General features: G+C 40.0%; 12 protein-coding genes. 9 read left to right on the forward strand and 3 right to left on the reverse strand.

Annotated elements, in window-relative coordinates:
• From HMPREF2867_RS10045 to HMPREF2867_RS10060, 4 genes are all read left to right on the forward strand, one after another.
• Positions 1-284 (forward strand): hypothetical protein (locus HMPREF2867_RS10045; RefSeq protein ID WP_176744115.1); only part of this gene is annotated, 284 nt, incomplete at its 5' end.
• A 12-nt stretch (positions 285-296) separates the two neighbouring features.
• A complete protein-coding gene (locus tag HMPREF2867_RS10050) occupies positions 297-617 on the forward strand; it encodes a hypothetical protein (protein ID WP_070577303.1) in 321 nt (106 codons plus the stop codon).
• A gap of 4 nt (positions 618-621) precedes the next feature.
• A complete protein-coding gene (locus HMPREF2867_RS10055; protein WP_070577304.1) occupies positions 622-894 on the forward strand; it encodes a hypothetical protein in 273 nt (90 codons plus the stop codon).
• Between the two features lie 17 nt (positions 895-911).
• Positions 912-2297 carry a GH25 family lysozyme gene (locus tag HMPREF2867_RS10060; protein ID WP_070577305.1) on the forward strand — a complete coding sequence of 462 codons (1386 nt, stop codon included), beginning with the start codon at positions 912-914 and terminating at the stop codon, positions 2295-2297.
• Positions 2298-2991: 694 nt separating this feature from the next.
• Here the strand turns inward: HMPREF2867_RS10060 and HMPREF2867_RS10070 are convergent.
• Both HMPREF2867_RS10070 and HMPREF2867_RS10075 read right to left on the reverse strand, forming a co-directional pair.
• The gene (locus HMPREF2867_RS10070; protein WP_070577313.1) at positions 2992-3516 is read right to left on the reverse strand and encodes a hypothetical protein; all 525 of its coding nucleotides are present in this window, start codon (positions 3514-3516) and stop codon (positions 2992-2994) included.
• Between the two features lie 72 nt (positions 3517-3588).
• Entirely contained in the window at positions 3589-3765 is a 177-nt protein-coding gene (locus HMPREF2867_RS10075) for a DUF3042 family protein (protein ID WP_002883513.1), read from the reverse strand.
• Positions 3766-3840: 75 nt separating this feature from the next.
• On the opposite strand from HMPREF2867_RS10075, the gene miaA reads away from it, so the two are divergent.
• The 4 genes from miaA (at position 3841) to HMPREF2867_RS10095 (ending at position 7391) form a co-directional block, all read left to right on the forward strand.
• Positions 3841-4752, forward strand: a complete 912-nt coding sequence (gene miaA, locus HMPREF2867_RS10080) for a tRNA (adenosine(37)-N6)-dimethylallyltransferase MiaA (RefSeq protein ID WP_070577307.1) — start codon at positions 3841-3843, stop codon at positions 4750-4752.
• 33 nt (positions 4753-4785) lie between these two features.
• Complete coding sequence (locus HMPREF2867_RS10085) at positions 4786-5286, forward strand: GAF domain-containing protein (protein WP_301354554.1); 501 nt, start codon at positions 4786-4788, stop codon at positions 5284-5286.
• Complete coding sequence (gene dnaX / locus HMPREF2867_RS10090) at positions 5286-6938, forward strand: DNA polymerase III subunit gamma/tau (RefSeq protein ID WP_070577309.1); 1653 nt, start codon at positions 5286-5288, stop codon at positions 6936-6938. Before HMPREF2867_RS10085 ends, dnaX begins: the two co-directional genes overlap by 1 nt.
• Positions 6939-7205: 267 nt before the next feature.
• Positions 7206-7391 (forward strand): DUF3272 family protein, encoded by a 186-nt coding sequence (locus HMPREF2867_RS10095; RefSeq protein ID WP_002883500.1) that lies wholly within the window; start codon positions 7206-7208, stop codon positions 7389-7391.
• On the opposite strand, the gene birA is transcribed toward HMPREF2867_RS10095, so the two are convergent.
• Positions 7378-8316: a bifunctional biotin--[acetyl-CoA-carboxylase] ligase/biotin operon repressor BirA gene (birA, locus tag HMPREF2867_RS10100; RefSeq protein WP_070577310.1), complete on the reverse strand. Its 939-nt coding sequence runs from the start codon at positions 8314-8316 to the stop codon at positions 7378-7380. The genes HMPREF2867_RS10095 and birA overlap by 14 nt on opposite strands.
• A gap of 279 nt (positions 8317-8595) precedes the next feature.
• Here birA and metK point away from each other — a divergent pair, with 279 nt between their 5' ends.
• Positions 8596-9789 carry a methionine adenosyltransferase gene (gene metK, locus HMPREF2867_RS10105; RefSeq protein WP_060971926.1) on the forward strand — a complete coding sequence of 398 codons (1194 nt, stop codon included), beginning with the start codon at positions 8596-8598 and terminating at the stop codon, positions 9787-9789.
• The last annotated feature ends 205 nt before the right edge of the window (positions 9790-9994 follow it).

The following is a 9994-nucleotide window of genomic DNA, read 5'->3' on the forward strand; positions in this document are numbered from 1 at the left end:
ACCAAGATGTAACCGTTGAGAACGGACATTTTACCTTTGTCATGGGCGATGTCGTAGAGCCAGGCACATACTACCTCGAAGTTAAACTAAACGGGCATATTTTCCCATCAAACAATTTCAAGGTAAAAGTTAAGAGCTCACTTAACATTGACGGTGTGATTCCATCAAAAAAAGACCCTAAATTAAAACTGTTAGCGGATGAATTGCGAGATTCTGGGCTAATCACTGGTGGTAGTGACACCACGGAAGACCTCGTAAATATCTACAATCTAGCTAAAATTTGAAAGGAAACATAAATGAGTAAATTACATGATTTCGCCCAAGCCGTGGGTGCTGACATCAAAGAAATCAAAACAACCTTAGCAGGCAAGGCTGATAAGGGTTCGGAAGGTGTGACTGAAGAACGTTTGACACAAGCTATCACGCAAGCTAAAACTGACCTTATTGGTGGGGCTCCTGAAGAGCTTGATACACTTAAAGAACTTGCTGATAAAATCGCCGCTGGTGGTGGTAATGTTGATTCTGGTATCATTACTAAACTTACAGAGTTTGGTAATCGTATTACAGCTATTGAAACTGAGGACTTGGTAGCAGCATATGCTGCAGCGAAAGCGTGAGCCTATGAGTAAGTTCACAGAATTTGCTCAAGCTGTAGGGGCGGATATCAAGGAAATTAAAGATAAACAATCTTCATCGTTGACTGTCAGCCAAGCGTATGGATTATTCCCAACATACAATAACTTTTTTCTACAAGTTCTAGAACAAAATAAATTTGCGGCAGACCCACTTGTAACACAATCTCAATTACCAACGAGCGAAATTGACGCTTTAAAACAGAAAGTCGAAGAGTTGGAAAGAACTATCTCGGAAATTAAACAATCTATTCAAAAATAATTTTAGAAAGGAGACCTATGACATCTAAAACACAGTTATTAAACACGCTTGAGAGCCTAGTCAATCAACGTGTAACCGTGCCAACGAATCCGTATGGTGGGCAATGTGTGGCTTTGATTGACAATGTATTGCAGTATCAAGGGTTGTTTAATCTTGATTTCAGCTACATGAATGCGATTGACGGATTAGATCGTGCTGAAAACCTAGGGCTTAAAGTCACACGTTTTAACGGTGCTAACAATCCACCGGTGGGGAGTGTTTGGGTAACTAACTGCTTGCCATATCATCAATTCGGTCATATCGGTTTTGTGGTCGCAGAAAACCCAGACGGGACAGTTACCACAATCGAGCAAAATATTGACGGTAACGGTGATGCTCTTTATAACGGTGGATGGACACGCAAGGTCACACGAAACCTAGACAGTGCAGGGAATTTCAGTTATATCGATTGGAACGCACCAGCTCAGCAAATGGTCGGGTGGTTTGAATTGCCATTTGACGGCATGACTGAAAATGCCTATTTCATCGACGTATCAGCATATCAACCGGGAGACTTGACTGGTATCTGTCAAGCGTCCGGCACTAATAACACGGTAATCAAAGTGACCGAGGGTGTGGGTTGGGTTAGCCCAGTAGTAGCTCAACAAACTAACACAAGTAATTGTATTGGTTACTATCACTTCGCTCGTTTTGGTGGCGATGTGGCAACGGCACAAGCTGAAGCGAATTACTTTATCAGTAATCTGCCATCACACCCACGCTATTTGGTTTGTGATTATGAAGACGGCGCTAGTGGTGATAAACAAGCGAATACTAATGCAGTCCTAGCGTTTATGGATATCTGTAAGGCGAACGGTTTTGAGCCTATCTATTATAGTTACAAACCTTATACACTGGCTAATGTTTATGTAGATCAAATCACTGCACGCTATCCAAATAGCCTATGGATTGCAGCGTATCCAGATTATGAGGTACGCCCAGAACCATATTGGGGTGTGTATCCAAACATGGAACATACACGCTGGTGGCAGTTTACAAGCACTGGTCTAGCTGGTGGATTGGATAAGAATGTTGTTATCATCAATGATGGTGATAGTTTAGTGAATAAGAAAGAGGAAGAAGAAAATATGGATTATGTAGTACGCAGTACGTCAGGAAGTCAAGGTTATGTTGGAGTCGTTAATGGCCGAGTTTTCGGTATTGGGGCTATGCGCACAGTGGATGAACTACGTTCTAACGGCGCTAAACATTTGATGTTGGATGATGGCGACTTTGACCGTTTCTTGAATAGTCAATCAAACGACACGGCAGCGGTCTCTAAGGCAATTAATGAAGCTAGTGCCTCAGTAGTTAAGGCTATTGAAGAACGAGCACAAGCTACGCAAGGGCAAACTGGTGTATAATTAAATAAAAGAACCACGCAAACTATAAAACGAAAAGGAGTATATCACCTCCCGACAGACCACAGTTCGGACATCATGGTGGTAGTGGTCGAGCCTCAGCATTTTGCTGGGGCTTTTTTATTTGGTATAATATATCTAGGAAAGTGCCAGTAACTCTACGGGGTCTGGTGCGTTTTTATTTTTTGTGTTATAATGAATATGGTTTTGAGAATAGCCTTCATAGGTAGACGCCGCCCTTTTATGGGCGGTTTTTTTATTTGTTATAAATTCGGATTGTGGTATAATACTATAAAAAGGTTGATATTCTTCACTCAATACTTGCATATTATCCCTTTTCCAGTATTTTCTCGTAGCTGGTCAAGGACTGTTTCGGCAGTTCTTTTTTTGTCCACCTTTGTGTCCACCTTTTTCAAAAATCTACGAAAATAAATAAAAATAAAAACTATAAAAACCTAGTAAAATCAAGTCTTTATAGTTTTCATTTATTCTTATATTCTATATCTTTTCGTTGGCAGGGGACATTTTTAAGCCTTTAACCAAGCGGTTTTAAGCTATTCTGCCCCAAATTTAAGCTAAATCTATTTGACGCCTATTGAACTATAGGTGTTTTTTTATAAGAAAAACCCTAGTCAGGATTAGTCCTAACTAGGGTTTAAAATAGAATACTGGTGATGATTAGTATTTTGTTATCTCATTAATTGGAATTGGCAGTTGTATCTGTACTTGATGAAGCTTGTGGGTACTCGTAAGGATTGTTATCAACGTCGTCAACCCACTCATTGCTCTGATCAGTTGAGCTTGCACGATTGCTTCCTCCACCAGCACCTGCGACGAAGGCTGCATCGTGACCACCACCGCCTCCTCCGTTTGTGGCATAGGAGCCATCTTCTGGTCCGCCCCAACCTCGTCCACCTTCAGCAGGCTTGGACTTTTCTTGATTTCCATCTTGGTGGGATGTTTGGTTGTTTTGTTTTTGATTTGGTGCTTGAACAGAAGGGGATGCTTGATCTTTTTTTTTATCTTCTTTTGAAGTAGTAGTTGAAGATTTGGTCTTCTCTTTTTTATGAGATGAACTACTTTTTGATGAAAGGGTGTGAGAGATGTGATGCGTTTTTGCTACGGGCTTTACAGGTTCTTTTAAATGTTTTGATAAAAAACCAAAGAGAAAGAAGAAAGCTAGCAAAGAGAAGGTAATGATATTATATTTTTTTCTTTTCAAATTGGCTCCGTTCTTAGTCATAGATGAAGAGTAAAAATACAGTAAAAAACCAGGTTTCCCTGGTCATTAGTTTTAGCGGCTTACACGACGGCGAGCTGCTTTTTTACGGTTTTCTTCGATGAAAGCCAATTTCTTTTCTTCTGGTTCGATAATGGTTTTCTTAACTGCGAAGACAGCACCTGCTACAGTAGCAGCAGTTCCGATAACGCCAGTAGCGACACCTTTAGCGAATGAATGTTTTTTAGCCATGAGACTATCCTCCGTATATGTTATAATATGCTTATATTATCTAAAAAAATATCTAGAATAGCAAGTGAAAACATTATGAAAACCAAACTTATTGTTGTGGCTGGACCTACTGCTGTGGGAAAAACGGCGCTTGGGATTAAATTGGCCCAGCGCTTTAATGGAGAAATTATTTCAGGAGATAGCCAGCAGGTTTACCGACAATTGAATATAGGAACCGCAAAGGCCACTCCTGAAGAGCAGGCTGCAGCAGTGCATCATCTGATTGATGTTCGCGATGTTGATGAGTCTTATTCAGCCTATGATTTTGTAACAGAGGCTGAGGCTACCATTACTGATATTGTTAGTCGTGGCAAGTTGCCTATTATAGTAGGAGGAACAGGTCTCTATTTACAAAGCCTTATAGAAGGGTATCATCTAGGTGGACAGGTAGACCAGAAACAGGTTTTATCCTATCGCTCAGAATTAGAGCAATTATCTGATCAGGAACTTTTTGACAAAATCGATGACCTGGGTATTGAGATTAAGGAGATTAACCGACGTCGTGCCACTAGAGCACTTGAACTTCATCGTTTTTCGGAGAATCTTGAAAATACTGAGACGACTTATGAGCCCTTTCTTATCGGATTAGATGATGAACGCTCCTTGATTTATGACCGTATCAATACACGAGTGGACAAGATGGTTGAACTTGGACTCTTGGAAGAGGCTAAGTGGCTTTATGATAATTATCCTGACGCCCAGTCAGCTCGTGGTATAGGCTACAAGGAGTTATTTCCTTATTTTGCTGGGAATCAGACCTTGGATGAAGCCTTGGAAAAACTTAAGCAAAATACGCGTCGTTTTGCTAAACGTCAATTAACCTGGTTCAGAAATCGGATGACTGTTAAGTTTTATCAGATTTCTAGTCCAGAATATCCTGAAAATGTTATTCATGATCTTGAATTATTTTTAAATGAAAGGGAAGGAGAAAAGGTAGGTCAATCTTAGTTTTAAGGACCTATCTTTGATATAATGGTAGTTATGACTAACGAAGAAAAAAAATTAGCCTATGAAATAATGCTAGCTCAGGCTAAGGCACTTTTTGCCAATGAAGACAATGCTCTGGCCAACTTTTCTAATGCCTCGGCACTCTTGAATACAACTCTACCAAATTCTGTGTTCACAGGCTTCTACCTGATGGATAATGTAAATAATGAGTTAATCCTTGGCCCTTTTCAAGGCAATGTTTCTTGTGTTCGAATTGCCCTAGGTAAGGGTGTTTGTGGCCAGTCTGCAGCAGAAAATAGAACCTTAATTGTCGAAGATGTTACCAAACACGCTAATTACATCGCTTGTGATTCCGCTGCTCGAAGTGAAATTGTTGTACCAATGGTTAAAGATGGCAAATTAGTTGGTGTTCTCGATTTGGATTCTCACCAAGTAGGAGACTATAACGACGTAGACCAAGATTATCTTGAAGCATTTGTCAAAATTCTACTCGAGAAAACCGAGCTTACATTTGGAATGTTTGAGGTAAACTAATGTATCAAGCCTTATATCGTAAATACCGTAGTCAGACATTTGGCGAAATGGTTGGTCAAAAAGTGATTTCAACCACGCTAAGACAGGCGGTAGAGTCAGGGAAAATCAGCCATGCTTATCTCTTTTCTGGGCCGCGTGGTACCGGTAAAACTAGTGCGGCGAAAATCTTTGCCAAGGCTATGAACTGTCCTAATCAAGTTGATGGGGAGCCATGTAATCACTGTGATATTTGTCGCGATATTACAAACGGTAGTCTCGAAGATGTTATAGAGATTGATGCGGCATCCAATAATGGTGTTGATGAGATTCGTGAAATTCGTGACAAATCGACCTATGCCCCAAGTCGTGCTACTTACAAGGTCTATATTATTGACGAAGTTCACATGCTTTCGACAGGTGCTTTCAATGCTCTTTTGAAAACTTTGGAAGAACCAACTGAAAATGTGGTCTTTATCCTAGCGACCACTGAATTACATAAGATTCCAGCAACTATCCTTTCTCGTGTCCAACGCTTTGAGTTTAAATCGATCAAACAGGGAGCTATTAAAGAGCACTTGGCTTCAATTCTGGAAAAAGAAGGATTAACCTTTGATGATGAGGCTTTGACCATTATTGCTCGTCGTGCGGAAGGTGGTATGCGTGATGCGTTGTCAATCTTAGACCAAGCACTGAGTCTGTCTCCTGATAATCATGTCAGCCAAGCCGTAGCTGAAGAAATCACTGGTTCTATTGGTTTGACAGCCTTGGATAGTTTCGTCGCTAACGTTCGCAATCAAGATACTACGCAAGCTTTATCAAATCTCGAAACCCTCTTTGATAATGGTAAGTCTATGAGTCGTTTTGCGACTGATCTCTTGGAGTATTTCCGTGATCTTTTGATTGTCAAAGCGGGTGGAGAGAACAGTCACCATAGTCCCCTTTTTGAAGAAAATCTTTCTCTAGAGCAAGACCGACTTTTCCAATTGATTGACTTGGTTACAAGTGCCTTGCCAGAAATTAAAACTGGAACACATCCTAAAATCTATGCGGAGATGCTGACTATAAAATTGTCAGAAACCCATAGTCAGATGTCACAAGAAATTCCAGGAAATTTACAAGAAGAGTTAGATAGTCTTCGTCGCGAGGTTGAAGGTCTTCGTAAAGCTCTTAAAGAGGGCAAAATCCAAGGAGAAGGAGTACCAACTCGAAAAGCCAAACCTGCTTATCAGTACAAGGTGGATCGTGAAAAGATTCTCACTATTATGCGTGAAACCATGGAAAATCCGCAGAAATCACGCCAGTGTCTAGATGCTCTAAAGGCAACTTGGTCTGAAATCTTGGATTCTATTAGTCCACAAAATAGGGCACTTTTGAATGGCTCCGAGCCTGTATTAGCCAATCAGGAAAATGCTATCCTGGCATTTAATGCTGCCTTTAATGCTGAACAGGTCATGAAACGTAGTGATCTTAATGATATGTTCGGAAATATCATGAGTTCAGCTGCCGGTTTCTCACCTAATATTATGGCTGTTCCTAAAGCAGAATTTGAAAAACTCCGTACAGAATTTGCACGAAGCCTCAAATCCAAGGAAGAATTAGATAAAGAAGATCGTGAAGAATATATCCCTCAAGAACTCGAATTTCTCTCTGATGTTGTAGAAATAGAGGACTAAAAAGGTCCAGTGGACCTTTTTAGGTCCGAGCCTAGAAATAGAAAAGCGAGGAAGTTCCGGTGGACCTTTTTAGGTCCGAGCCCAGAAATGAAAAAGCGAGGAAGTTCCAGTGGACCTTTTTAGGTCTAAGTCTAGAAATTAGATAGAGAGGCAACCCAGTATTATTTGTTTGATTGCTGAAGCTGATATTTGGAAGGTTTATTCTTTTAAAAATGAAAAGAGCCTAGACTGCTTGTCCTAGGCTCTATCTATTGATATAATAATCTTATGATTCAACAAATTTTGTTTATTACGCTTGAAACTATTTTTGAAACGGTTTGTTTTAATTACAGTTTACAGCACGGCTATTACTTTTTTACAGCCTTTTTTGGTTATTTATTGTTTCGTCGTCTTTGGACAACCTATGTTGTTTCACGCATTGCGCGTGCAGCCGACAAGTCTACCAAGAAGTAAGGCTCACTTCGCCAGCACTCAGCCATTTTTCCTGACCATCATCAGTAAGAACGAGAAGTTGGCCCTTGTCGCCAATTTCTTTAGCAACACCAGTATAAGTCTTTCCAGCTTGTTCAAAGGTCACTTGTTTGTCTAAAACGAGGGACTTTTCTTTATATACTTTAACCAAATCACTAGTTGGAATGGTTAAAAAGAGCTTCCAAATTTCTGAAATAAGCTGGTTTCGAGTGATACTTGGTTTTTCAGAAGTAAAAAGGCTAGTAGCTTTATTGGCTAACTCTTTAGGAAAATCACTGATTGAGAAGTTAAGCCCAACCCCGATAATGACATCTGTGATGCGACCAGATTCGATAGAACTAATGGCTTCGGTAAGGATACCAGCCATTTTTTTGTTGTTGAGGTAAATGTCATTAACCCATTTGATTTCTGTATTGATACCGGTTAGACGCTGGATAGCTTTGACAATAGCTGCTGCCACCATCATGGTATAAGGTGGTAAGTCGGCAAAATGACAGTTTGGCTTTAAGTGGATACTCATGTAGATACCACCTTGTGGAATGGCAAAGAAGTGACGATCAAATCGTCCTTTGGCCGCTTTTTGACTTGATGCCAGATAAAGTGCGGGCGTCGGATTATTCTTTTCCATGCCATGTTTAGCATCAAGTTGGGTAGAGTTAGAATCTGGATTAAAGTAGACTGGAATGTAGAGTTGTTTAGAAATGTCTTGAGGAAGAAGAATATCTCCCTTTTCTAAATAGTAGCCTTTCTTCCGTACACTTGTAATGTCAATTCCTTGTTCTTGTAGTGTTTGGATTGCCTTCCAAATGGCTGTCCGTGAGACACCAAGGCTTTTAGCCAAACTCTCTCCCGTCACAAAGTCAGGACTCTTCGATAAGATGTCATAAACGTGTTCATAAGTTTTCATATCCTAAGTATAATACAAAAGATGGTAAAATGCTCACTATAAATTATTGATAAGGCTTGATAATAAATAACTATATGACTAGACTGAAAAAACATGATATAATGGACGGTAGTTATTAAGTCCCGATAAGGCAACAGTCATCCTAGGGTTGGCTGTTGGTTCTTTGTAACTTTTTAACGGCGTCTAGCTCTATTAGGAGTATAGCGTTTTACCTATTAGGAGACGGTCGAATCTGTTTTATCTAATACTATTTTTCATATTAAAAGGGGGACATTTTATATGTCAGAACGTAAACTTTTCACGTCTGAATCTGTATCTGAGGGGCATCCAGATAAAATTGCAGACCAAATTTCAGATGCCATTCTTGATGCGATTTTAGCAGAGGATCCAGATGCACACGTTGCAGCAGAAACAGCTGTCTACACTGGTTCTGTCCACGTTTTCGGTGAAGTTTCTACAACAGCTTATGTGGACATTAACCGTGTGGTTCGTGATACTATCGCTGAAATTGGTTATAACAATGCAGAATACGGCTTTGCAGCAGAATCTGTTGGGGTTCACCCATCATTGATCGAACAATCTCCAGATATTGCTCAAGGTGTCAATGAATCACTTGAAGTTCGTGGAACTGGTGACCAAGACCCACTTGATCTTATCGGAGCTGGTGACCAAGGTTTGATGTTTGGTTTTGCTATCGATGAAACTCCAGAGTTTATGCCACTTCCAGTTAGCCTTTCACATAAATTGGTTAAAAAATTGGCAGATTTGCGTAAATCTGGTGAGATTTCATACCTTCGTCCGGATGCTAAATCTCAGGTTACTGTTGAGTATGATGAGAATGACCAACCAGTACGTGTTGATACAGTCGTTATCTCAACGCAACACGATCCTGAAGCAACTAATGATCAAATTCGTCAAGACGTCATTGAAAAAGTCATTAAAGCAGTTATTCCAGCCAAATACTTGGATGACGAGACAAAATTCTTTATCAACCCAACAGGTCGTTTTGTTATTGGAGGACCTCAAGGGGACTCTGGTTTGACTGGTCGTAAGATCATTGTTGATACTTATGGTGGCTACTCACGACACGGTGGTGGGGCCTTCTCAGGTAAGGATGCCACTAAGGTTGACCGTTCAGCTTCATATGCGGCTCGTTACATTGCCAAAAACATCGTAGCTGCTGGTCTTGCTAAGAAAGCAGAAGTACAATTGGCTTATGCTATCGGTGTTGCTAACCCTGTGTCAGTCCGTGTTGATACCTTCGGAACTGCTAAAGTTGCTGAAAGCAAACTTGAAGCTGCTGTCCGTGATCTCTTTGACTTGCGTCCTGCAGGTATCATTCAAATGCTTGATCTTAAACGTCCTATTTACCGTCAAACAGCGGCCTATGGTCACATGGGACGTACTGACATCGATCTTCCATGGGAAAAATTGGATAAGGTTGAAGCGTTGAAAGAAGCCGTCAATCATTAAGAAATAGAATTAGAAATAAAAAATCAGAATTTTAATAGGAATTCTGATTTTTTTATGTGCAAAGCCATTTAAATACAAAAGCCTGTTTAATTATTATTTATTAAAATATAGATAAATATCATTTGATTAGTATTTGTTAAGTAGGAACGTTTAATTCAAACGACTTCATTATAATGGTTGTCACATACATTAAAATAATAAAAAA

Source organism: Streptococcus sp. HMSC064H09 (assembly GCF_001812625.1).
In the GTDB taxonomy this organism is placed as follows: Bacteria; Bacillota; Bacilli; order Lactobacillales; family Streptococcaceae; genus Streptococcus.

What these genes read in the sequence shown, in the direction of transcription:
- HMPREF2867_RS10050 (WP_070577303.1), top strand. Translation starts at nt 297, where the DNA reads ATGAGTAAATTACATGATTTCGCCCAAGCCGTGGGTGCTGACATCAAA.
- HMPREF2867_RS10055 (WP_070577304.1), top strand. Translation starts at nt 622, where the DNA reads ATGAGTAAGTTCACAGAATTTGCTCAAGCTGTAGGGGCGGATATCAAG.
- HMPREF2867_RS10060 (WP_070577305.1), top strand. Translation starts at nt 912, where the DNA reads ATGACATCTAAAACACAGTTATTAAACACGCTTGAGAGCCTAGTCAAT.
- HMPREF2867_RS10075 (WP_002883513.1), bottom strand. Translation starts at nt 3,765, where the DNA reads ATGGCTAAAAAACATTCATTCGCTAAAGGTGTCGCTACTGGCGTTATC.
- miaA (WP_070577307.1), top strand. Translation starts at nt 3,841, where the DNA reads ATGAAAACCAAACTTATTGTTGTGGCTGGACCTACTGCTGTGGGAAAA.
- HMPREF2867_RS10085 (WP_301354554.1), top strand. Translation starts at nt 4,786, where the DNA reads ATGACTAACGAAGAAAAAAAATTAGCCTATGAAATAATGCTAGCTCAG.
- dnaX (WP_070577309.1), top strand. Translation starts at nt 5,286, where the DNA reads ATGTATCAAGCCTTATATCGTAAATACCGTAGTCAGACATTTGGCGAA.
- HMPREF2867_RS10095 (WP_002883500.1), top strand. Translation starts at nt 7,206, where the DNA reads ATGATTCAACAAATTTTGTTTATTACGCTTGAAACTATTTTTGAAACG.
- birA (WP_070577310.1), bottom strand. Translation starts at nt 8,316, where the DNA reads ATGAAAACTTATGAACACGTTTATGACATCTTATCGAAGAGTCCTGAC.
- metK (WP_060971926.1), top strand. Translation starts at nt 8,596, where the DNA reads ATGTCAGAACGTAAACTTTTCACGTCTGAATCTGTATCTGAGGGGCAT.